Source organism: Polaromonas sp. P1_G1, assembly GCF_056405595.1.
Map to the genome: position 1 here is coordinate 94464 of NZ_JBFUBU010000019.1, position 20890 is coordinate 115353.

Below are 20890 nucleotides of genomic sequence, written 5' to 3' on the forward strand. Positions count from 1 at the left end.
TGAAGCCCTTGCGGTGTTGTCCGACACGCGTGGCCAGGCGGGGCTGCTACCTTGGAAACATGGCCAAAAACACCACCAGCCTCACACGCGCCAAAACCGGCGAAGGCGCGCCCGTGCCGCATCCGCGCCACAGCGAACCCGACGATGCCGCCGACGGCAACGACGCCAGCACCCTGATCGAAAAACCGATGAAGCCCGCGGAGCCCGGCGTGGCCGGCAAGCTCAGGCAGCACAGCTTTCCCGACGGCGGCGGCAGCGGCGGCGCCGAGGCCTTCCGGCGCACGCCGGGCCGGGGAAAACCTTCACCTGGGGTTTGACCGGCGTTTGACCGGCGCCTGATGAAGATCGCGACCTTCAACGTCAACGGCATCAAGACGCGGCTGCCGCAATTGCTCGCATGGCTGGAGAAAGACGCGCCTGACGTGGCCTGCCTGCAGGAACTCAAGGCGCTGGACGGCGTGTTTCCGCAGCAGGCCTTGCGCGAGTTGGGTTATGAAGCCTTGTGGAAAGGCCAGCGATCCTGGAACGGCGTGGCGATTCTGGCCAAAGGCCAGGCGCCGCTGGAGATACGCCGCGAGCTGCCCGGCGACCCGGCCGACGACCAGAGCCGCTACCTGGAAGCGGCGGTGGACGGCATCGTGGTGGCCTGTCTCTACCTGCCCAACGGCAACCCGCAGCCCGGCCCGAAGTTTGATTACAAGCTGGCCTGGTTCAGCCGCCTGCAGGCGCACGCCAAGGCGCTGTATGCCTCGGAGCACCCGGTGGTGCTGGCCGGCGACTTCAATGTGGTGCCGACCGACTTCGACATCTACAACCCCAAGTCATGGCGCAAGGATGCGCTGCTGCAGCCCGAAAGCCGCGCGGCCTATGAAAAGCTGCTGGCCCAAGGCTGGGTGGACAGCCTGCGCGCGCTGCACCCGGACGAGCGCATCTACACCTTCTGGGATTACTTCCGCCAGCACTGGCAGCGCGATGCGGGCCTGCGCATAGACCACGTCCTGCTGAACGCCGCGCTCGCGCCGCGCCTGAAAGCCGCGGGCGTGGACCGCTGGGTGCGCGGGCAGGAGCACGCTAGCGACCATGCGCCGGTATGGGTGGAGCTGGCGACCAAGGCTGCTCCAGCGCGCAAGGCTGCGGCCAAAAAGACCGCACCCAAAAAAGCTGCGCCGAAAAAGCGGGCTGCCGGTTAACGGCTCTTCTTGATCGCCTGCGCGGCCTGCGTGACCAGGTCCGGGCCTTTGTAGATCAGCCCGGTGTAGATCTGCACCACGTCGGCGCCGGCTTTGATCTTGGAAACGGCGTCGGCGCCGCTCAAAATGCCGCCCACGCCGATGATGGGGAAGCCCTTGCCGAGCGCCGCGCGCAGCTGGGTGATGACGCGGTTGCTGGCTTCGAGCACGGGCGCGCCGCTCAGGCCGCCGGCTTCTTCGGCATGGCGCATGCCTTTGACGGCCTCGCGGCTGAGCGTGGTGTTGGTGGCGACCACGCCGTCCATGGCGTGGCGCTGCAGCGTGGCGGCGATGACGGCCACCTGGGCTTCGTCGAGGTCGGGCGCGATCTTCACAAAGATCGGCACGCGCTTGCCGTGCTGCGCGGCCAGGGCTTCGCGGCGTTCGGCGATGCGGCCCAGCAGGGCGTCGAGCGCCTCGTCGCTTTGCAGCGCGCGCAGGTTTTTGGTGTTGGGGCTGGAGATGTTGACGGTGACGTAGTCGGCATGCGGGTAGACGCCGTCCAGGCAGACCAGGTAGTCGTCGACCGCGTTTTCAATCGGGGTGGCGGCGTTCTTGCCGATGTTCAGGCCCAGCAGCAGGCCGCCCTGCGCGCCGGGCTTGCGCACGCTGGAGCGCCGCACATTGGCCAGGAAGGCGTCCAGGCCTTCGTTGTTGAAGCCCAGGCGGTTGATCAGCGCGTTGGCCKCRGGCAGGCGGAACATGCGCGGCTTGGGGTTGCCGGGCTGGCCCTTGGGGGTGACGGTGCCGACCTCGACAAAGCCGAAACCCATGGCGGCCAGGCCGTCGATGCAGCGCGCGTTTTTGTCCAGCCCGGCGGCCAGGCCGACGCGGTTCGGGAACTTGAGGCCGGCCAGCTCTATCGGGTCGCTGACGCGGCTGGACAGGTAGGCCAGGGCCAGCGGCGTGCCCTGGGTGCGCGCCAGCGAGGCCATGGTCAGCTCGTGGGCGGTTTCGGCGTCCAGGCCAAATAAAAAGGGACGGGCCAGGGCGTAGGGGAGCAGGGACATTGGATAATTCGGTGGAGGTGGCTTGTACTGGCCCCGATTGTCGCAAAACCCGTTTCACCTTCCGATTTCACCCCCTCCCACACTCCCATGACCCAAGACGAACTCAAAACCCTGGTCGGCCAGGCGGCCCTGCACTACGTCGAAGAAGGCAGCATTGTCGGCGTCGGCACCGGCTCCACCGTCAACAAATTCATAGACGCGCTGGCCACCATGAAGGACCGCATCAAGGGCGCGGTGTCCAGCTCGGTGGCTTCCACCGAACGCCTGCAGGCGCTGGGCATCAAGGTCTTCGACGCGACGGAGGTCGACGAACTGGGCGTCTACATCGACGGGGCCGACGAAATCGACAACGCGGGCCATATGGTCAAAGGCGGCGGCGCGGCGCTCACGCGCGAAAAAATCGTGGCCGCGCAATCGCGCAAGTTCGTCTGCATTGCCGACGAATCCAAGCTGGTGCCGGTGCTGGGCAACTTCCCGCTGCCGGTGGAGGTGATCCCGATGGCGACCCAGCGCATCGCGCGCCAGTTCGCGGCGCTGGGGGGCACGGCCGTGCTGCGCCTGAAGGACGGCAAGCCGCTGGTGACCGACAACGGCCAGCACATCCTGGACGTGACCGGCCTGAAGATCACCGACCCGCTGGCCTTTGAGACCCAGGTCAGCCAATGGCCGGGCGTGGTGACGGTGGGGGTGTTCGCCTTCCAGAAAGCCCATGTGTGCCTGTTGGGTGCGCCGGGCGGCGTCAAGACGCTGGTGTTCTAAGTTCGGGCTCTGTTCAGAAAGCAAAACGCCGGGTGGAAACCCGGCGTTTGCATTTGAGCGTTTAAAACAGCTTGCTTAGAACTTGATGCCGGCCGGGTTGTCCGCGGCCGGTGGCGGCGGGGCCAACGGTGCGGGCGCCGCGGCGGCGCGGGCTGGGCCGTTGCCCGTGGCTGATGGCGCGGTGACGGCCACCAGGGGCGTGGCAGCCGGTGGGCGGTAACTGGACGGCAGCACCGAGGCGGCGGGGTAGCCGGCGGCGTTCAGGAACTGGGTCCATTCGACGTCGGAAAAGCCCTTGAGCTGCTGGCTGCCGATGGTGGCGAAGGGCAGGGAGGTGTCGCCGCTGAGCCGCTGCAAGGCCTTGAAGTCCTCGTTGGTGATGACGGTGCGCTCGGAAAAAGGGATGCCGCGATTGGTCAGCATGGACTTGGCGGTGCCGCAGGGGCCGCAGTCGTTGCCGGAATACAGGGTGACCGGGTATTTGTTGGCGATTTGCCGCAATTCGAAAGGCAGGCCGGTGGGCGCCGCGCCGCCGGGGCCGCCGGTATTGGCAGCGCTGACCTTGGCATTGGTGGCCGCGGGCGGCGGCTGGTCGGAGAAGGTCACCTTGCCGTCGGCCCCGACGATGCGGTAGACCGGCTGGGCTTGGGCCAGGGGTGAAAAAAGACCGCCCGCGAGCACTGCCAGGGCCAGCAGGGCATGGGGCGCGAGGGATTTCACGGCATTTGTCTTCATGGTGTTCCAGTCGGTCTCAGGTACGGGGTGGGGGAAAACAGGGATAGGACAAGCTTAACGCAGGCCCTGCAAGTCTCACAACGTTTTAGGCGTTTCGAGGGTGTCAGGCCATACCCTGATGACGCAGCAAAGCATCAATCGAGGGTTCGCGGCCACGGAAAGCCTTGAAAGACTCCATGGCGGGGCGGCTTCCGCCGGCCTCCAGGATGGCTTTGCGGTATTTCCGGCCGGTTTCCACCGTGACCGTGGTCTTGCCGCCATCGTCGCCGGCCGGCGAGGGCGCGGCCGCAGCCGTTTCCTCGAAAGCGGCGTAGGCGTCGGCCGACAGCACCTCGGCCCACTTGTAGCTGTAGTAGCCGGCGGCGTAGCCACCCGAGAAAATATGGCTGAAGGTGTGCGCGGTGCGGCTGTAGGGCGGCGAGGGGATCACGGCGACTTCGCGGCGCACCTCGTTCAAGAGTCCCATCAGGTCGTCGGCCGGCTTGTGCGAGGTGTGCAGCAGCATGTCGAACAGCGAGAACTCCACCTGGCGCAGCGTCTGCATGCCGCTCTGGAAGTTCTTGGCGGCCAGCATCTTGTCGAACAGCGCGCGCGGCAGCGGCGCGCCGGTATCGACGTGGGCCGTCATGTGCTTGAGCACGTCCCATTCCCAGCAGAAGTTCTCCATGAACTGGCTGGGCAGCTCGACCGCGTCCCACTCGACGCCGCTGATGCCGGAGACGTCGCGCTCGTTGACCTGCGTGAGCATGTGGTGCAGGCCGTGGCCGAATTCATGGAACAGCGTGGTCACGTCGTCGTGCGTGAGCAGCGCCGGCTTGCCGCCGACGCCGTCGGCGAAGTTGCAGACCAGGTGGGCCACCGGGGTTTGCAGCTTGCCGGTGTCGGGGCGCAACCAGCGGGCGCGCACGTCGTCCATCCAGGCGCCGCCGCGCTTGCCGGTGCGGGCCGGCTGGTCGAGGTAGAACTGGCCGACGAGTTCGCCGCCGCGTTCAATGCGGTAGAACTCCACGCCGGGCTTCCACACCGGGGCCGAATCCTTGCGGATGGCGACTTCAAACAGGGTTTCGACGATCTTGAAAAGGCCGGCCAGCACCTTGGGCGCGGTGAAGTACTGTTTGACTTCCTGCTCGCTGAAGGCGTAGCGCGCTTCCTTGAGCTTTTCGCCGACGTAGGCGTAGTCCCAGGGCTGGAGTTCGGCCAGGTTCAGCTGGCTGGCGGCGAAGGCGCGAAGGTCGGCGACGTCTTTTTCGGCATAGGGGCGGGCGCGGCGCGCGAGGTCGCGCAAAAAGGTGATGACTTCGTCGGGCGACTGGGCCATCTTGGCCACCACCGACACCTCGCCGAAATTGCGGTAGCCCAGCAGCTGCGCTTCCTCGAGGCGCAGCGCGAGGATCTCCTGCATGATCGCGCCGTTGTCGAATTTGCTGAACTCGGGCGCGGCCTGGTCGCTGGCGCGGGTGGTGTAAGCCTTGTACAGGGTTTCGCGCAGCTTGCCGCTGACGGCGAACTGCATGACGGGCAGGTAGCTGGGCATCTTGAGGCTCAGGCGGTAGCCGGCCTTGCCTTCGGCCTCGGCCTGGGCGCGCGCGGTCTGCAGCACGTCGGCCGGGATGCCGGCGATTTCAGCCTCGGTCGCGTAATAAGCGAAGGCGTCGGTCGCGTCCAGCGCGTTCTCGCTGAATTTCTGGCTCAGTTCGGCCTGGCGTTCCTGGATTTTCGCGAAGCGCTCGCGGTCGGCACCTTTCAGCTCGGCGCCGGAGAGCACAAAGTTGCGGATGGCGTTTTTGTGGGCCTGGCGCTGCTCGGTGTTCAGGGTGGCCACATCGATGGCTTTGTATTTGGCGTAGAGGCGCTCGTCGGCGCCCAGGCGGGTCCAGAACTCGGTCACGCGCGGCAGGGCGGCGTTGTAGGCGGCACGCAGCTCGGGCGTGTCGGCCACGCTGTTGAGGTGGCTCACGGCGCCCCAGGCGCGGCCCAGGTTCTCGGTGGCGACGTCCAGCACGCGGGCGATGCCGGCCCAGGTGGCCGGGAAGTCCGCGGCGGTGACGGTTTCGAGCGCCGCGTCGGCCTTGGCCATGAGCTCGTCGACGGCGGGGCCCACATGTTCGGGCTGGATACGGTCGAACAGCGGGAGATCGGAGAAATCGAGGAGGGGATTGGTCATGGCGGATAGCTGTGGGCGGAAGTCTCGAATCTAAAGGCTTGAGGCCGCGCGGTGAGAAGAATGCGCCTATCGGGGCGATTGCCCCGGGGCGGGAAAGCGGCTCAGCCCTGGGCGCTTTTCTTGGCGCTTTTGAGCTGGGGCTTTTTGGCGCGCTTGACGGTGCCGCCCGGCGTGAGGCGCTGGTTACCCAGCACACGCAGGGTTTTGACCTCGGGCCGCTGGCCGTGGCGCGAACTGTTCTTGAGCACTTTGACGTCGCGCGGGCCGGGCATGCGGTCTTCATTGACCTTTTTTTCCTTGGGCGGCATCGGCCGCCACAGCACCAGCAGCTTGCCGATGTGCTGGATGGGCGCGGCGTTGAGCTGGTCGGCCAGGGTCTGGAAGATCTCCTCGCGGCCGGCGCGGTCGTCCGACAGCACCCGCACCTTGATGAGCCCGTGGGCGTTGAGCGCGGCGTCGGTTTCCTTCTTGACGGCGGGAGTCAGGCCATCGGAGCCGATCATCACGACTGCGTTCAGGTGGTGGGCATCGGCGCGGTGGTCCTTGCGCTGGGCGGGGGTAAGTTGTATTTGAGCCATGGCCCAATTATCGGGCGAGTCGGGGAGAGGACAATAGGCCCCATGAAAGTAAATGCCAAGACCGGTTTCAAGCCCGGCGTCCAGACCGACTCCAAAGCCGCCGCCAAGGCGGCCGGCAAAACCGCCGTAAAGGCCGGGGGCAAGGGAAAGGTCAACAAGGCGTGGCTGCACGACCACATCAACGACCCCTACGTGAAGCTCGCCCAGAAAGAGGGCTACCGGGCCCGCGCCGCTTACAAATTGAAGGAAATCGACGAAACCTTCGGCCTGGTGAAGCCGGGCGACTGCGTGGTTGACCTGGGCAGCACGCCCGGTGCCTGGAGCCAGTACGTGCGGCGCCGGCTCTCGCCCACCGGCGCGGCGGCGGGCACGCTCAACGGCCGCATCATCGGCCTGGATTTGCTGCCCATGGAGCCCATCGAGGGCGTGACCTTTATTGAGGGCGATTTCCGCGAAGCCGAAGTGCTGCAAAAGCTCGAGGACGCCCTGGCCACCCCCGAGGGCCAGGTCCGGGTGGACCTGGTGGTCTCCGACATGGCGCCCAACCTCTCGGGCATAGAGTCGGCCGACGCGGCCCGCATCGCCCACCTGATCGAGCTGGCCGTCGAATTCGCCCAGAACCGCATGAAACCCGAGGGCACGCTGGTGGTCAAGCTGTTCCACGGCAGCGGCTACGACCAGCTGGTCAAGCTGTTCCGGGACACCTTCAAGCTCGTCAAGCCGCTCAAGCCCAAGGCTTCGCGCCCGGGATCATCGGAAACCTTTCTGATCGGCCGGGGGCTGAAAAAGCCCGCCCAGGGGTCACAATAAGTGCATCCTGTGCACATCGCGGTGGCAAATGTCACAGTGTCAGCAGCCCTAAACCCGCTTTAAACCAAGGGCCGGGACCGGAATACGCGGTTTTTGCCCTTGAAACGCCTAAAATCAGGCGCATGTGACTTTTGTTCTTACACCGGAGTAGTCCTTGAACAATCAGTGGTTTTCCAAAATTGCAATCTGGCTGGTGATCGCCATGGTGCTGTTCACCGTATTCAAGCAATTTGATACACGCGGCGGCGCCGGTTCCAACTACCTGGGTTACTCCGAGTTCCTGGAAGAGGTGCGCGGCAAGCGCATCAAGACGGCGACCATCGCCGAAGGCCAGGGCGGCACCGAAATCTCGGCCACCACCGTGGACGACCGCAAGGTCCGCACCACCGCCACCTACCTGGACCGCGGCCTGGTCGGCGACCTGATCGCCAACGACGTCAAGTTCGACGTCAAGCCCCGCGAAGAAACTTCCTTGCTCACCTCGCTGCTGATCAGCTGGGGCCCCATGCTGCTGCTGATAGGCGTGTGGATCTACTTCATGCGGCAAATGCAGGGCGGCGGCAAAGGCGGCGCCTTCAGCTTCGGCAAGTCCAAGGCGCGCATGCTGGACGAGTCCACCAATCCCGTCACCTTCGCCGACGTCGCGGGTTGCGACGAAGCCAAGGAAGAAGTCAAGGAAGTCGTCGACTTCCTCAAGGACCCGCAGAAATTCCAGAAACTCGGCGGCCGTATTCCGCGCGGCCTGTTGCTGGTCGGCCCTCCGGGCACCGGCAAGACCCTGCTCGCCAAGGGCATCGCCGGCGAGGCCAAAGTGCCTTTCTTCTCGATTTCCGGCTCCGATTTCGTCGAAATGTTCGTCGGCGTGGGCGCTGCCCGCGTGCGCGACATGTTCGAGAACGCCAAGAAAAACGCCCCCTGCATCATCTTCATCGATGAAATCGACGCGGTCGGCCGCCAGCGCGGCGCCGGCCTGGGCGGCGGCAACGACGAACGCGAGCAGACCCTGAACCAGATGCTGGTCGAGATGGACGGTTTTGAAACCAACGTCGGCGTGATCGTGGTGGCCGCCACCAACCGCCCCGACATCCTGGACGCCGCCTTGCTGCGCCCCGGCCGCTTCGACCGCCAGGTCTACGTCACGCTGCCCGACATCCGCGGCCGCGAGCAGATCCTCAACGTGCACATGCGCAAGGTGCCGCTGGGCCAGGACGTGAACCCGAGCGTGATCGCCCGCGGCACGCCCGGCATGTCCGGCGCCGACCTCGCCAACCTCTGCAACGAAGCCGCCCTGATGGCCGCGCGCCGCAACGCGCGCACCGTCGAGATGCAGGATTTCGAAAAAGCCAAGGACAAGATCCTCATGGGCCCCGAGCGCAAGAGCATGGTCATGCCCGAGGAAGAGCGCCGCAACACGGCCTACCACGAGTCCGGCCACGCGCTGATCGGCAAGCTGCTGCCCAAGTGCGACCCGGTCCACAAGGTCACCATCATCCCGCGCGGCCGTGCGCTGGGCGTGACCATGAGCCTGCCCGCGCAGGACCGCTACAGCTACGACCGCGAATTCATGCTGAGCCAGATCAGCATGCTGTTCGGCGGCCGCATCGCCGAGGAAGTCTTCATGAACCAGATGACGACCGGCGCCAGCAACGACTTCGAGCGCGCCACCGCGCTGGCCCGCGACATGGTCACGCGCTACGGCATGACCGAAGCCCTGGGCCCCATGGTCTATGCCGAAAACGAAGGCGAAGTCTTCCTGGGCCGTTCGGTCACCAAGACCAACAACATGAGCGAGTCGACCCTGCAAAAGGTCGACGGCGAAGTGCGCCGCATCATCGACCAGCAATACGCCCTGGCGCGCAAGCTGATCGAAGAGAACCAGGACAAGATGCACGCCATGGCCAAGGCCCTGCTCGAATGGGAAACCATCGACATGGACCAGCTCGACGACATCATGGCCGGCAAGGAGCCGCGCCCGCCCAAGGACTGGACGCCGCGCAACTCCTCCGTCGGCGGCGGTGGCGGCCCCACGGGCGGCACGCCGGCCGTCAGCACAGACCCGGCGCCTACGGTGGCATGAGGCCGGTGACGAACAAAACGTGACTGCCAGTCAGTCGCCATAACCGGGGCCAGTCCCCGGTTTTTTATTTCCGAGGACAAACCATGATCTGGCAAACCTCCCGCTTTCAGATAGACCTGTCGAAGCCCCGCGTCATGGGCATCGTCAACGTCACGCCCGACTCCTTCTCGGACGGCGGCAAATACTTCAGTGAAGGCGACGGCTTTGCCGGCGTCTTCGCCCACTGCGACAAGCTCCTCAAGGACGGCGCCGACCTGCTGGACATCGGTGGTGAGTCCACCCGCCCCGGCGCGCCGCCTGTGCCGCTGGAAGAAGAACTCGCGCGCGTGCTGCCCGTGGTGCGCCATGCGGCCAGGCTGGGCGTGCCGCTGTCCATAGACACCTATAAACCCGAGGTCATGCAGGCCGTGCTGGACCTGGGCGCCGACGTCATCAACGACATCTGGGCCCTGCGCAAGCCCGGTGCGGCCGAGGTTGTGGCCGGGCACCCGAGCTGCGGTGTCTGCCTCATGCACATGCACCGCGAGCCGCAAACCATGCAGGTCGCGCCCATGGAGGGCGACGTGGTGCCGCAGGTGCGCGACTTCCTGGAAGCCGCCGCGGCCGGCCTGCGGGCCGCCGGCGTCGACAAGTCACGCATCGTGCTCGACGTGGGTATAGGCTTCGGCAAAACCGTCGCGCAAAACTTCGCCTTGCTGGCGCGCCAGCAGGAGTTCCTCACGGCCGGCTACCCATTGCTGGCCGCCTGGTCGCGCAAGTCCTCGCTCGCCGCCGTCACCAGCACCTCGCTGGCGGCAGTGGCCCAGCTCAACGTGGCCGACCGCATGGTGCCCAGCGTCGCGGCGGCCCTGCTGGCCGTGGACCGTGGCGCGCGCATCGTGCGCGTGCATGACGTGAAAGAGACGGTTCAGGCATTGAAGGTCTGGACGGCTGCAAGCTGAGTCTTCAGGCTTTGGCTGACACCAGGGCAGGGCGGGGCACCCTAAAATAGCCCCACATTTTTCAGAACAACATCCAGAACAACAAGCTCCACAGGGACAAAACCAATGACCAGAAAATACTTCGGCACCGACGGCATACGCGGCACGGTGGGCCAGCCGCCCATCACACCCGACTTCGTGCTGCGCCTGGCGCACGCCGTGGGCCGCGTGCTGCGCCGCACCGAGACCCGCCCCACGGTGCTGATCGGCAAGGACACCCGCATCTCCGGCTACATGCTGGAAAGCGCGCTCGAGTCGGGCTTCAACTCCGCCGGCGTCGACGTGGTGCTGCTCGGGCCGCTGCCCACACCCGGCGTGGCCTACCTCACGCGCGCCCAGCGTGCCAGCCTGGGCGTGGTCATCAGCGCCAGCCACAACGCCTACCCCGACAACGGCATCAAGTTCTTCAGCGCCCAGGGCACCAAGCTCGACGACGCCTGGGAGCTCGCCGTCGAAGCCGCCCTCGATGAGGAACCCGTCTGGGCCGACTCGGCCACCTTGGGCAAGGCGCGCCGCCTCGACGACGCGGCCGGCCGCTACATCGAATTTTGCAAAAGCACTTTCGCCAACGACCTCACGCTCAAGGGCCTGAAGATCGTGGTCGACGGCGCGCACGGCGCGGCGTATCAGATCGCGCCCATGGTCTTCCATGAACTGGGCGCCGAGGTCATCGCCATCGGCTGCGCGCCCGACGGCCTCAACATCAACCACGAAGTCGGCGCCACGCATCCCGATGCGCTGATCAAGGCCGTCAAGGCCAACAAGGCCCACTACGGCATCGCGCTCGACGGCGACGCCGACCGGCTGCAGATGGTGGACGCCGACGGCCGCCTCTTCAACGGTGACGAAGTGCTCTTCCTCATGGTCAACGAGCGCCTGGCGCGCGGCGAAAAAGTCCCCGGCACCGTCGGCACCTTGATGACCAATATGGCCGTGGAAGTCGCGCTCAAAAAGAAGGGCGTCGAATTCGTGCGCGCCAAAGTCGGCGACCGTTATGTGCTCGAAGAGCTCGACAAGCGCGGCTGGCTGCTGGGTGGTGAGGGCTCCGGCCACCTGCTGGCGCTCGACAAGCACACGACCGGCGACGGCCTCATCAGCGCCCTGCAGGTGCTGCAGGCCTGCGTGCGCAGCGGCAAGACCATTGCCCAGCTGCTTGGCGAGGTCGTGCTGTTCCCGCAGACTTTGATCAACGTGCGCCTCAAACCCGGCCAGGACTGGCAAAGCAGCAAGCGCCTTGCCGACATGAGCAAAACCGTGGAAGCCGAGCTCGGCGATACCGGCCGCTTGCTGATACGCGCCAGCGGCACCGAGCCGCTGCTGCGTGTGATGGTCGAGGCACGTGACGCGGCCCAGGCGAAAAGCTGCGCCGAGCGGGTGGCGGATACGGTGCGCAGCTAAGGCGCACACCTGGCCCGGCGCCAAGCCGATCGGCCAAAGGCGGTGCCGTTAACACCTCTTCGCGCGGCATTCAGTCATCGCGTAGGTGTTTTCCTTTTTGGCTGCATCACAGCTGTCGATTGACAGGGCCGGCCTCGTCAACAGCTTGCCCCGGATCCAACGCCCGCAAAAATCCCGCAAAGATTGTCTACGGCAAGACAGTTTGCGGGTGGCTTCCTGGGTGGCGCTGATAGCCTGATTTCTCGCCGCCCGCCGTACGTTCGCATCCGCCACATCGAAGGCCGGGCCCGTTGAAAGCCGTTCAGCGCCATTCACGCCATGAAGCCCAGGATTCCCGCTCTCCTTGATGCCGGCCAAAGGCCGTCCGAACCATCTGGGCCGCCGCGGCGGCGTTACCTGTTTATCCACCAGAACTTTCCCGGGCAGTTCGTCCACCTGGCCAGGGCCCTGGCGGCGCGGGGGCACCATGTCCTTGCCCTTGCGATCACTCCCCGGCCGGTTGACGGCGTCGAAGTCGTGCGCTACCAGCCCGAAAGCCTGAAAGCCGCCAGCCAGGTGGCCATGGGCCGTGATTTCGAGCGCAAGCTTTCGCGCGGCGCGGCTTGCGCGCAAGCCATGCAGCAACTGGCCGGCGAAGGGTTCAGTCCTGAACTCATCATCGCGCACCCCGGCTGGGGCGAAGCCCTTTTCTGCAAGGACGTCTGGCCGGATGCCAGGCTCATGATTTTTTCCGAGTTCTACTACTCCCCCAAGGGGGCCGACTATGGTTTTGACCCGGAGTTCCATAGTGAAAGCATGGCCGGACGATCCGCTTTGCGCCTGAAAAACACCGCCCTGATGCATGCGCTAGTCGCCGCGGATTCTGCCTATGCGCCCACCGAGTGGCAGCGCCGCCAGGTGCCTGAAGAATACCGCGGCAAAGTGCGGGTGGTCCACGACGGCATCGCCACAGACCTGGCCAGGCCTGATGCCCAGGCCCGGTTTTCGCTGGCGGACAAAGGCCTGCAATTCAAGCCCGGCGATGAGGTCCTGACCTTCATCAACCGCAACCTGGAGCCGTACCGGGGGTTTCATATCTTCATGCGGGCTCTGCCGGCCATCCTGAAAGCCCGGCCCCACGCGCATTGCGTGCTGGTCGGCGGGGACGACGTGAGCTACGGCAGCAAACCAGCGGGCGGCGGCACATGGCGCGAGGCCCTGCTCAAGGAAGTCGGCGACCAGCTACCGGTGGACCGCGTGCATTTTGTCGGCACACTGCCTTATGCCCGCTATCTCGAGCTGCTACAGGTGTCCCGCTGCCATGTGTACCTGACCTATCCCTTCGTCCTCTCATGGAGTTGCCTGGAGGCCATGAGCGCGGGCTGCGTGGTGGTCGCCAGCCGCACCGCGCCCGTCGAGGAAGTCATGGCCCACGGCGTCAACGGCCTGCTGTTCGATTTTTTTGACGTGCGGGCGCTGGCGGACACCGTCGTCGGCGTCCTTGCCGACCCGGCCGCCCATGCGCACCTGGGACATGCGGCGCGCCAGGCCATGGTGGCGCGATTTGACCTCGCCACACGCTGCCTGCCTGAACTGCTGGCACTGGTAGAGCAGGCAGCGGGCCCAAGGACAGAGGCCTAAACGGCCTCCATCAAACGGGCCCGCTCATCCGGCGTAAGTACCTTTGGCGAGGCACGCGGCGTTCCCGTCTCCGGGTCAAAGAAGGCCGTGTTTTTGTAGCTGCCATCCAGCCTTGCGCGTATCAGCCTGGCCATGAACCGGAGGATGGACACGGTGGTGCTGGCCGCCATGGCTTTGGGGCTGCCTTTGGCGCTCTTCATGCCGACCCGCATGCGTACCGGCCCGAAAGCGCTGTCCAGGCTGGTCGATGGATCTTGCAGGCAGTTGTGCAGCAGGCCGACATGCGAGACTTTGTAGTCGCGCCCAGTATTGCCAATCGGTGTGTTGCAGCAACTCGCATACCAGCGCAGCATGCCTTTGTCGCTGAGGGACATGCAGGTCAGGGCTTCGAGGCCTTGCGTGAAAGTGACATGCTGGGGAAGCGTGGCGACGACGTCCGATCCGCCCATCTCGTCGAGGATCTCACCGGCCTTGCCCAGGAAGTGCGCATAGGCCTGGCAGTCCTTGCAGTAGCAGACGCCGCGGCACACGGATTCGGTGTGGCTGACGTTGCCTCGTAGAGTGCCGCATTGGCAGCGCAATGGGTGATTCATGCGCGGAGCTTACCGCACGCCGTATGGTTTCGTTATACCTGTACATTCAGACAATGTGATCGCGTCATCCAGGGCCGGTCACATCGCCGCTGGTCGATCACCTCAAATCTTCAATCTATGTATACAAGTTTTTTTGGCTGGCTTGCATTTGCTGCGTTTATTGCGCTTCTCTGCACTCACCCGATTCGAGGCAAACCATTTGGCCCCAGATTGATTGCATTTTTTGCGTTTTTGATAGCCACCAGCATTGGCTTTTGTTTCGTTTTTTATACCTATGACCTCTATTCCATAGGCCAAGTACCCCGTTTGAGCCGTAGCGGAGGCAGCATACCCATTGCAGGACATGGAACGTATGCCTTCTTCTCGATATCCACGTGTATTTTGTTCGGCCTGACCAGTTTTTGCTCAGGCATCTACATGCTCACGATCGCATTTATGCGGAAAAAAGATGCACCAACCCGTCGCCCAACGCCGACACGCCGGCGTGTCGGTTAGCCCGGCGTCAGGTGGTTCGATACCGGAGATTTCCAGCTTCTCGTTCTTGCACGGCTAACGAGGGTTAGCGATCGACGGACGCAACCTCTTCCGTCTTGAAATCGCCCGGAAGCACGATCTCCAGCTTTGCAATGTCCGCTGTGGCCCACTTCGCGGTGGCGGATCGCTTTGTCAGGATTAACTCACCTCAGTGAAGTCGCCGTGCCAGCCTCCTTCGCGCTTTCGACGGTAGCGTTCAACAAGCTCACAGATTTTCTTTCCCTCTTCATCTTTGCGATCATGTGCGCGCATGGTTGCGGTCAGGCCCATCCATCCGCTGATGTCCGGATTGGCGCCATGCTGAAGCAGCAGTTCCACGATTTCAGGGTAGTTGCCTCTTACGCCGACACAAAGCGCTGTTTCGCCAATGCAATCCTCTTCATTCGCATTGACGTCCGCGCCATGTCTGAGTAGCCAGTGAGACGCTTTGTATTGCTCCTTCTCGACGGCATAGTGCAAAGGGGTGTAACTGAGATCATCGAATCTGCCGATCCCGTATCCGGCTTCGATCAGTCGTTCCATTTCGGCAATATCACCGTCCGCCGCTGCTCGATGCAAGCGCTCTGCCTCGAACCAATCGTCGCCATGGTCCATAACCGTCATTCTGGACTTGTGTTGGTGGGCCGAGACATACCCGTCACTGATATTCGCATTCCGGCGGCTGCGGAGCCCCGAGGCCATATTTGGCGACTGCATCTTGCAGTGCGCGTGTGCAGCCTGGCGCCAGCGATTCGAGCAAAATGAATCTGGACGCCGGGCATGTGTCGGGATTCCCTTGAACCACCTTGCCTTGCTTGAAGCGGCAAGCAAGGACCTCTGCATCGGTTTCATAGGCGGACCAAACACGAACCGGATCACCGGCTATCACTTCGGTCAGGGAAAGCACGATCCATTTTTCGCCTTCCGGCGCGAACAGCACCTGACATCCGCTATAGCGCGTGTCGATGCCTTTGGTGCGCGGGTAGACGCGCAGGGTGATGCCATGATTCACTGTTTCACCTGCTGCGGCCGGCGGTGATGCCAGGTCGCAGTTTTTACCTGTCGGTTTATCGACGTTTGCCGCCCGTACAGGTAAGACGCAAAGCAACAAGCACATGATTAAGGCGGTGACGCTCATTGGGATGATCAACTTTGGCGACAGGCCTGTATCCATGAGCGTTCGCCGCCGGGCGTAAGAGTCAGGTGCCAATATACGGAACGCGTGCCGGAATTTTTTCGGGGTGAGCATTCTGGCCTTTTTTCACGTGAGCGCGAATTTCCGAAAGAGAACTGAAATACCGGTTGGGTTCGACGCCGCTTGCTTCAGCAATGGCAATTTCAAAGGTGTCGGTATCGAAATCCTCACCGGATGCGGGTTCGAGTTGGTACTCGCCTTGTTCAACAATGAAGCCGAACAGCCTTCGCCTGTTCGGGCGAACGAAGCGCGGCTCCAACCTTGACCCATCTTCCGCATAGAAGGAGAAGACGCCATTCTCGACGTCGATGGCTTCGCACTTGAGCTTTGCGGCAGCCTTACTCTCCAGCACCGCAATCATGCCGTCGGCGATTACAAAAACGATGTATTGGAGCACGGCTGCCGGCTTCCTGCTTTGCCACCGAGCAAATGCGACGTGAGCAGCCACAGCGCCACCGGCAGCAAAAGCGCGGCGGCAACAACTTCCGAAAGAATCGTGACATTGGCCATCAGGGGATGCAGTTCCAGAGGCGCCACCGCATAGTGCCCCAGGCCGTCAAACCCCAGCGCGGCGTACACGGCCACCAGCAGCAAGCCCGTAGCCATGTATTTTTTGCGCATCAGCAGCAAACCCAGCGCGCCGACCGAGGTGATGGCGGCCCACACGGCGTAGACCTGCGTGCGCGTGAGCCAGGCCGGGAGATTCGGGTATTCGCAGATGAACTCGGCGTTGTGGCTGAAGTGGCCGAGGCTGGTGAGGAAGTAGGCTGCCGTGAGCGCCAACAGCACCTTGGGCAGCCACGTCGTCGGCATCACCGGCACCACGTTACGCCAGCGTATACGCCGTCTTCACCGTCGTGAAAAACTCCTGCGCGTACTTGCCCTGCTCGCGCGGGCCGTAGCTCGAGCCTTTGCGGCCGCCGAAGGGGACGTGGTAGTCCACGCCTGCCGTGGGCAGGTTGACCATGACCATGCCGGCCTGGCTGTGGCGCTTGAAGTGGGTGGCGTACTTGAGGCTGGTGGTGGCGATGCCGGCCGACAGGCCGAAAGGCGTGTCGTTGGCGGTGGCCAGGGCCGCTTCGTAGTCTTTGACGCGGATGATGCTGGCGACGGGGCCGAAGATCTCCTCGCGGTTGATGCGCATGCCGGCCGTGCTTTCGCTGAAGAGGGCCGGCTGCATGTAATAACCTTCAGCGCCGCTGCCGGTGTGGCAGGGGATGCGCGCGCCGCCGAAGGCCAGGGTTGCGCCTTCGGCCTTGCCGATTTCGATGTAGCTCAAGTCCTGCTCGAGCTGCGCCTGCGAGGACACCGGGCCCACGTCGGTGCCGGCCGTGAGGGCGTCGCCGACCTTGATGCGTGCCATGCGCTCCTGCAGGGCTTTGACAAAAGCCGGGTAGATGCCGTCGGTCACGATCAGGCGGCTCGACGCCGTGCAGCGCTGGCCGGTGGAGTAGAAGGCGCTTTGCGCGCTCAGTTCCACCGCCTGCGTGAGGTCGGCGTCGTCGAGGATGACTTGCGGGTTCTTGCCGCCCATTTCGAGCTGCACCTTCTTGAGGTTCTTGGCGCAGGCTTCGGCGATGCGGCTGCCCACACCGACCGAACCGGTGAAGCTGATGGCGTTGACGCCGGGGTGGTTGACCAGCGCATCGCCGATCACGCGGCCCGGGCCCATGACCAGGTTGAAGACGCCGGCCGGGATGCCGGAGCGCGAGATGATTTCGGCCAGCGCCCAGGCGCTGCCGGGCACCAGGTCGGCGGGCTTCAGGACCACGCAGTTGCCGAAGGCCAGCGCGGGCGCCACCTTCCAGGCCGGGATCGCGATCGGGAAGTTCCAGGGCGTGATCAGGCCGACCACGCCAACGGGCTCACGTGTGATCTCCACGCCTATGCCGGGGCGCACGGAAGGAATGGTTTCGCCCGACAGGCGCAGGCATTCACCCGCGAAGAACTTGAAGATGTGGCCGGCGCGGGTGGCCTCGCCTATGCCTTCGGGTTTGGTCTTGCCTTCTTCGCGCGAGAGCAGGGTGCCCAGCTCTTCACGGCGCGCGAGGATCTCGGTGCCGATTTTGTCCAGCGCGTCAGAGCGGGCCTGTATGCCCGAGGTCGACCAGGCGGGGAAGGCCGCCTGCGCGGCCTTCACGGCGGCGTCCAGGCCGGCCGCATCGGCCTGCGTGTACTCGCCGATCACGTCGCTCAGGTTGCTGGGGTTCAGGTTGGGGCTGTAGCTGTTGCCGGCCAGCCATTGGCCGGCGATGAGGTTGTCGTGTTTTGTGGTCATGGGTGTGCTTCCAGGAGTTGAACTTGATTCATGAATGACGAAAGGACGAGGTGGGCGCGCAGGCCGTTTCACAAAAGCGGTCTCACAAGGGCGGCGTCACATCAATCGCATAAAAACGCAAGGCGTTGGCGCACATCATCGCATGTTGCTGGTGACCCGGCAGGTGGGTCAGCATACCGGCCACACTGCCAACCAGGTCCGGGTAGCTGATACGCAGGCCGGCCACCGGAAAGTTGCTGGCGAACATGCAGCGCTGCCATCCAAAAATTGCAATCGTTTCATACACAATTCGCGCGTTCTCCTGGAGATCCCAGGGCCGGCCGCGCAGGCCGAACTCCGAGAGCTTGACGTGCACGTTCTCCTGCCGGGCCAGGGCTTCCATCCAGCCGCGCCAGCGTTGCAGGCCTTCCTCGCTGCGGTCCCAGGCGAAGCCGTGGTGGTTGAGGACCATGGGCACCTTGGGAAACAGGGCCGCCACCTCGGCCGCCTCGGGCAGGTGCCAGGCCGGCACGCGCAGGTCCCAGCGCAAGCCGTATTTTTCCAATAGCGAGAAGCCGCGCAGCCAGGCCTCGTCCTGCATGGTGCCGGCCTGCCCCTTCACGCTGTGCGCAGGCGAGGCGGAGGTCACCGGCTTGCTGCGTATGCCGCGCACCAGCGGGAAACGCGACTGCGCGAGCAGGTTTTCCTCGCTGTCCGGCCGGTCAAACCAGGCATGGGCGACCACGGCGTTCGGGAAGCCGTGCGCCGCATGCACCTCGTGCAGCCAGGCGGTTTCGGCCAGCTGTTCGTCGCGGCTGCGCTCGGCCTCCACATGCACCGTGGCGAGGACCTCGCAGGGCCCCGCGGCGGCGCGGTAGTCGGCCGCCAGGAAGTCGCGGCAGAGAGCACGGTAGTCGCCCAGGAAAAAAGCCTCGGGGTCATAGGCCTCCTGCAGCCACGGGTAGTGGCCGCGCGACAAGTCCCACAGGTGGTGGTGGGCATCGACGATGGGCATCGCCGGCATCATGGCCTCAATGCCGCCAGACGTAAGACGAATCCGGTTCGCGCAGGGTTTTGATCTGCTGGCCGAATTCAAAGCTGTCGAGGTCCAGGCGGCGCACCGTGTCGTCCTGGAAGGAGATGTAGACCGCGCGGTCCACCGGGTGGAAGGACAGGGCCAGCGGATTGCTGGGCAGGGCGAAGCAGCGCTGCTCCTGCAGGTCGGTGCCGAAGACCGAAAGCGAATGCTCGCCGGAGTTGGTGGTGAGCAGCAGGTCCTGGCCCTGCGCGCCCTTGAAGCGGTAGACGCGGTTGGGGTCGCGCCGCGTCTTGCCCGAGGCGACGATTTTCATGCTGGCCGTGTCGACGGCCACGATGCTGTCGTCGCCGCGGTTGGCCACATAGAGCAGTGACTCGTCGGCCGACAGCACATTGCCTTCGGGCACGGGGCCGGGCACCATGGCCACCGGCGCGAAGGTCGGATCGTTGGGCTTGATCTTGGTCACGGTGTTGGACAGCAGGTTCAGCGCATAGGCCGTCTGCGCGTCTTTCGTCAGCGCGAACAGATGCGTCTTGTAGCCGCCCGATGGCACGGCCAGATCAGGCACATGCACCCTGGCCGGGTCCGAAAAACGCAGCAGCACGTTGTGCGCCTCCGACATCACGAACAGCCGGCCCTGGGCGTCCACCGTCAAGCCGTGCGGCCGGTAATAGGGCCAGAGGTTCAGCGTGGCCACATGCTTTTGCTGCGCGAGGTCGATGACAAACACCGAATGGCCGCCCATGTCGCCCAGGTGGCTGGCGGTCTCTATGCCGTAGTGGCCGACATAGGCCAGCCCGCGCGCCGCGTCCACCGTGAATTCATGCGGAAAATTCGGCAGCACGATGTGTTTTTCCGCAAGGCCGGTGGCGAGGTCGTAAAAGCTGAAGGTGTGGGCGCATTTCTGCACCAGCAAGAGTGTTTCCCGGAGGGGCATGGAAGTCCTGAAGAGAGGGGGAGCCTGGAAGGAAACAGGGGTAAGCGATCAAGATGGCTGGATGGCCGAAGCGCCTATTTGCCCCAGCGTAACACCAGCGGATCCAGCTGGCGCGCGGTGGCCAAGAGGCCCTTGCGCACCTCGGGGTGCATGGCGGGGAAGGGGTGGCGCGGCGCCTCGCAGGTGATCACGCCGCCTTCCTTCATGAGCGCCTTGGCCGTGAGGATGCCGCCCTGGCGGTTCTCGTAATTGATCAGCGGCAGCCAGCGCGCGTATTCGGCGGCGGCCTCTTCACGCTTGCCGGCCGCCCAGGCGTCCATGATGCGGCGTATGCCGTCGGGATAGCCGCCGCCCGTCATCGCGCCGGTCGCGCCGGCTTCCAGGTCGGGCAGCAGGGTGATGGCCTCCTCGCCGTCCCAGGGGCCTTCGATCGCGTCGCCGCCCAGGCGTATCAGTTCGCGCAGCTTGGAGGCCGCGCCCGGCGTCTCGATCTTGAAGTAGGCGACGTTGCGTATCTCCTTGGCCATGCGCGCGAGGAAAGTGGCGGACAGCGGTGTTCCGCTGACCGGCGCGTCCTGGATCATGATGGGGATGTCGATCGCGGCCGACAGCGTGGCGAAGAATTCGTAGATCTTTTCTTCGGCCACGCGTATCGTCGCGCCGTGGTAGGGCGGCATCACCATGACCATGGCCGCGCCCAGGTCCTGCGCGCGGCGGCTGCGCTCGGTGCAGATGCGGGTACCGAAGTGGGTGGTGGTCACGATCACCGGCACGCGGCCCGCCACGTGTTTCAGGATGGCCGCGGTCAAGACTTCGCGCTCCTCGTCCGACAGCACGAACTGCTCGGAAAAGTTCGCGAGTATGCACAGGCCGGTCGAGCCGGCATCGATCATGAAATCGACGCAGCGCTTCTGGCTTTGCAGGTCCAGCTCGCCGGCATCGGTGAAGGTGGTCGGGACGACGGGAAATACGCCGGTATACCTTGCTTGCATGCTG

The 20890-nt window shown here is 64.5% G+C and carries 22 protein-coding genes; 9 read left to right on the forward strand and 13 right to left on the reverse strand.

Annotated elements, in window-relative coordinates; genetic code table 11:
• Positions 1 to 59: 59 nt before the first annotated feature.
• Together AC1D1Y_RS11800 and xth are read left to right on the forward strand one after the other, a co-directional pair.
• The gene (locus AC1D1Y_RS11800; RefSeq protein WP_477682506.1) at positions 60 to 317 is read left to right on the forward strand and encodes a hypothetical protein; all 258 of its coding nucleotides are present in this window, start codon (positions 60 to 62) and stop codon (positions 315 to 317) included.
• A gap of 21 nt (positions 318 to 338) precedes the next feature.
• A complete protein-coding gene (gene xth, locus AC1D1Y_RS11805) occupies positions 339 to 1190 on the forward strand; it encodes an exodeoxyribonuclease III (RefSeq protein ID WP_477682507.1) in 852 nt (283 codons plus the stop codon).
• Here the strand turns inward: xth and AC1D1Y_RS11810 are convergent.
• Complete coding sequence (locus AC1D1Y_RS11810) at positions 1187 to 2239, reverse strand: quinone-dependent dihydroorotate dehydrogenase (protein ID WP_477682508.1); 1053 nt, start codon at positions 2237 to 2239, stop codon at positions 1187 to 1189. The genes xth and AC1D1Y_RS11810 overlap by 4 nt on opposite strands.
• A gap of 87 nt (positions 2240 to 2326) precedes the next feature.
• Between AC1D1Y_RS11810 and rpiA the strand changes: the two genes are divergently transcribed.
• A complete protein-coding gene (rpiA, locus tag AC1D1Y_RS11815; RefSeq protein WP_477654019.1) occupies positions 2327 to 2998 on the forward strand; it encodes a ribose-5-phosphate isomerase RpiA in 672 nt (223 codons plus the stop codon).
• 75 nt (positions 2999 to 3073) lie between these two features.
• Here rpiA and AC1D1Y_RS11820 read toward each other — a convergent pair whose 3' ends face one another.
• From AC1D1Y_RS11820 to AC1D1Y_RS11830, 3 genes are all read right to left on the reverse strand, one after another.
• Positions 3074 to 3733 (reverse strand): glutaredoxin family protein, encoded by a 660-nt coding sequence (locus AC1D1Y_RS11820; protein ID WP_477682509.1) that lies wholly within the window; start codon positions 3731 to 3733, stop codon positions 3074 to 3076.
• Between the two features lie 103 nt (positions 3734 to 3836).
• Positions 3837 to 5897: a M3 family metallopeptidase gene (locus AC1D1Y_RS11825; RefSeq protein WP_477682510.1), complete on the reverse strand. Its 2061-nt coding sequence runs from the start codon at positions 5895 to 5897 to the stop codon at positions 3837 to 3839.
• Between the two features lie 101 nt (positions 5898 to 5998).
• Entirely contained in the window at positions 5999 to 6475 is a 477-nt protein-coding gene (locus AC1D1Y_RS11830) for a YhbY family RNA-binding protein (protein ID WP_477654016.1), read from the reverse strand.
• A 42-nt stretch (positions 6476 to 6517) separates the two neighbouring features.
• Here AC1D1Y_RS11830 and AC1D1Y_RS11835 point away from each other — a divergent pair, with 42 nt between their 5' ends.
• From AC1D1Y_RS11835 to AC1D1Y_RS11855, 5 genes are all read left to right on the forward strand, one after another.
• On the forward strand, positions 6518 to 7285 hold the full coding sequence (locus tag AC1D1Y_RS11835) for an RlmE family RNA methyltransferase (RefSeq protein WP_477682511.1): 768 nt from the start codon (positions 6518 to 6520) through the stop codon (positions 7283 to 7285).
• Between the two features lie 154 nt (positions 7286 to 7439).
• On the forward strand, positions 7440 to 9362 hold the full coding sequence (gene ftsH / locus AC1D1Y_RS11840) for an ATP-dependent zinc metalloprotease FtsH (RefSeq protein ID WP_477654014.1): 1923 nt from the start codon (positions 7440 to 7442) through the stop codon (positions 9360 to 9362).
• 83 nt (positions 9363 to 9445) lie between these two features.
• On the forward strand, positions 9446 to 10303 hold the full coding sequence (folP, locus tag AC1D1Y_RS11845) for a dihydropteroate synthase (RefSeq protein WP_477682512.1): 858 nt from the start codon (positions 9446 to 9448) through the stop codon (positions 10301 to 10303).
• 105 nt (positions 10304 to 10408) lie between these two features.
• Positions 10409 to 11740 (forward strand): phosphoglucosamine mutase, encoded by a 1332-nt coding sequence (gene glmM, locus AC1D1Y_RS11850; RefSeq protein ID WP_477682513.1) that lies wholly within the window; start codon positions 10409 to 10411, stop codon positions 11738 to 11740.
• Positions 11741 to 12058: 318 nt separating this feature from the next.
• Positions 12059 to 13360, forward strand: coding sequence for a glycosyltransferase (locus AC1D1Y_RS11855; RefSeq protein WP_477682514.1), 1302 nt, complete (start codon positions 12059 to 12061; stop codon positions 13358 to 13360).
• Here AC1D1Y_RS11855 and AC1D1Y_RS11860 read toward each other — a convergent pair.
• Complete coding sequence (locus tag AC1D1Y_RS11860) at positions 13357 to 13953, reverse strand: DUF6151 family protein (protein WP_477682515.1); 597 nt, start codon at positions 13951 to 13953, stop codon at positions 13357 to 13359. The two genes, AC1D1Y_RS11855 and AC1D1Y_RS11860, sit on opposite strands and share 4 nt — an antisense overlap.
• 117 nt (positions 13954 to 14070) lie before the next feature.
• Between AC1D1Y_RS11860 and AC1D1Y_RS11865 the strand changes: the two genes are divergently transcribed.
• Positions 14071 to 14448: a hypothetical protein gene (locus AC1D1Y_RS11865; protein WP_477682516.1), complete on the forward strand. Its 378-nt coding sequence runs from the start codon at positions 14071 to 14073 to the stop codon at positions 14446 to 14448.
• 177 nt (positions 14449 to 14625) lie between these two features.
• On the opposite strand, the gene AC1D1Y_RS11870 is transcribed toward AC1D1Y_RS11865, so the two are convergent.
• From AC1D1Y_RS11870 to AC1D1Y_RS11905, 8 genes are all read right to left on the reverse strand, one after another.
• Positions 14626 to 15090: an ankyrin repeat domain-containing protein gene (locus AC1D1Y_RS11870; protein WP_477682517.1), complete on the reverse strand. Its 465-nt coding sequence runs from the start codon at positions 15088 to 15090 to the stop codon at positions 14626 to 14628.
• A gap of 34 nt (positions 15091 to 15124) precedes the next feature.
• Complete coding sequence (locus AC1D1Y_RS11875) at positions 15125 to 15640, reverse strand: hypothetical protein (RefSeq protein WP_477682518.1); 516 nt, start codon at positions 15638 to 15640, stop codon at positions 15125 to 15127.
• A 25-nt stretch (positions 15641 to 15665) separates the two neighbouring features.
• On the reverse strand, positions 15666 to 16058 hold the full coding sequence (locus tag AC1D1Y_RS11880) for a hypothetical protein (RefSeq protein ID WP_477682519.1): 393 nt from the start codon (positions 16056 to 16058) through the stop codon (positions 15666 to 15668).
• Positions 16034 to 16474, reverse strand: a complete 441-nt coding sequence (locus tag AC1D1Y_RS11885; protein ID WP_477682520.1) for a hypothetical protein — start codon at positions 16472 to 16474, stop codon at positions 16034 to 16036. The genes AC1D1Y_RS11880 and AC1D1Y_RS11885 overlap by 25 nt, the downstream gene beginning before the upstream one ends.
• A 13-nt stretch (positions 16475 to 16487) precedes the next feature.
• The gene (locus tag AC1D1Y_RS11890) at positions 16488 to 17939 is read right to left on the reverse strand and encodes an aldehyde dehydrogenase family protein (protein ID WP_477682521.1); all 1452 of its coding nucleotides are present in this window, start codon (positions 17937 to 17939) and stop codon (positions 16488 to 16490) included.
• 82 nt (positions 17940 to 18021) lie between these two features.
• The gene (locus tag AC1D1Y_RS11895; protein ID WP_477682522.1) at positions 18022 to 18945 is read right to left on the reverse strand and encodes an amidohydrolase family protein; all 924 of its coding nucleotides are present in this window, start codon (positions 18943 to 18945) and stop codon (positions 18022 to 18024) included.
• A 4-nt stretch (positions 18946 to 18949) separates the two neighbouring features.
• Positions 18950 to 19894, reverse strand: coding sequence for a YncE family protein (locus AC1D1Y_RS11900; RefSeq protein WP_477682523.1), 945 nt, complete (start codon positions 19892 to 19894; stop codon positions 18950 to 18952).
• A gap of 74 nt (positions 19895 to 19968) precedes the next feature.
• The gene (locus tag AC1D1Y_RS11905; RefSeq protein WP_477682533.1) at positions 19969 to 20886 is read right to left on the reverse strand and encodes a dihydrodipicolinate synthase family protein; all 918 of its coding nucleotides are present in this window, start codon (positions 20884 to 20886) and stop codon (positions 19969 to 19971) included.
• Positions 20887 to 20890: the final 4 nt, after the last annotated feature.

Coding starts and splice junctions, on each gene's coding strand:
- glmM (WP_477682513.1), top strand. CDS start 10,409: ATGACCAGAAAATACTTCGGCACCGACGGCATACGCGGCACGGTGGGC.
- AC1D1Y_RS11820 (WP_477682509.1), bottom strand. CDS start 3,733: ATGAAGACAAATGCCGTGAAATCCCTCGCGCCCCATGCCCTGCTGGCC.
- xth (WP_477682507.1), top strand. CDS start 339: ATGAAGATCGCGACCTTCAACGTCAACGGCATCAAGACGCGGCTGCCG.
- rpiA (WP_477654019.1), top strand. CDS start 2,327: ATGACCCAAGACGAACTCAAAACCCTGGTCGGCCAGGCGGCCCTGCAC.
- AC1D1Y_RS11830 (WP_477654016.1), bottom strand. CDS start 6,475: ATGGCTCAAATACAACTTACCCCCGCCCAGCGCAAGGACCACCGCGCC.
- AC1D1Y_RS11800 (WP_477682506.1), top strand. CDS start 60: ATGGCCAAAAACACCACCAGCCTCACACGCGCCAAAACCGGCGAAGGC.
- AC1D1Y_RS11875 (WP_477682518.1), bottom strand. CDS start 15,640: ATGGATACAGGCCTGTCGCCAAAGTTGATCATCCCAATGAGCGTCACC.
- AC1D1Y_RS11870 (WP_477682517.1), bottom strand. CDS start 15,090: ATGACGGTTATGGACCATGGCGACGATTGGTTCGAGGCAGAGCGCTTG.
- AC1D1Y_RS11835 (WP_477682511.1), top strand. CDS start 6,518: ATGAAAGTAAATGCCAAGACCGGTTTCAAGCCCGGCGTCCAGACCGAC.
- AC1D1Y_RS11905 (WP_477682533.1), bottom strand. CDS start 20,886: ATGCAAGCAAGGTATACCGGCGTATTTCCCGTCGTCCCGACCACCTTC.
- AC1D1Y_RS11855 (WP_477682514.1), top strand. CDS start 12,059: ATGAAGCCCAGGATTCCCGCTCTCCTTGATGCCGGCCAAAGGCCGTCC.
- AC1D1Y_RS11865 (WP_477682516.1), top strand. CDS start 14,071: ATGTATACAAGTTTTTTTGGCTGGCTTGCATTTGCTGCGTTTATTGCG.
- folP (WP_477682512.1), top strand. CDS start 9,446: ATGATCTGGCAAACCTCCCGCTTTCAGATAGACCTGTCGAAGCCCCGC.
- AC1D1Y_RS11860 (WP_477682515.1), bottom strand. CDS start 13,953: ATGAATCACCCATTGCGCTGCCAATGCGGCACTCTACGAGGCAACGTC.
- AC1D1Y_RS11895 (WP_477682522.1), bottom strand. CDS start 18,945: ATGATGCCGGCGATGCCCATCGTCGATGCCCACCACCACCTGTGGGAC.
- AC1D1Y_RS11890 (WP_477682521.1), bottom strand. CDS start 17,939: ATGACCACAAAACACGACAACCTCATCGCCGGCCAATGGCTGGCCGGC.
- AC1D1Y_RS11900 (WP_477682523.1), bottom strand. CDS start 19,894: ATGCCCCTCCGGGAAACACTCTTGCTGGTGCAGAAATGCGCCCACACC.
- AC1D1Y_RS11885 (WP_477682520.1), bottom strand. CDS start 16,474: ATGCCGACGACGTGGCTGCCCAAGGTGCTGTTGGCGCTCACGGCAGCC.
- AC1D1Y_RS11825 (WP_477682510.1), bottom strand. CDS start 5,897: ATGACCAATCCCCTCCTCGATTTCTCCGATCTCCCGCTGTTCGACCGT.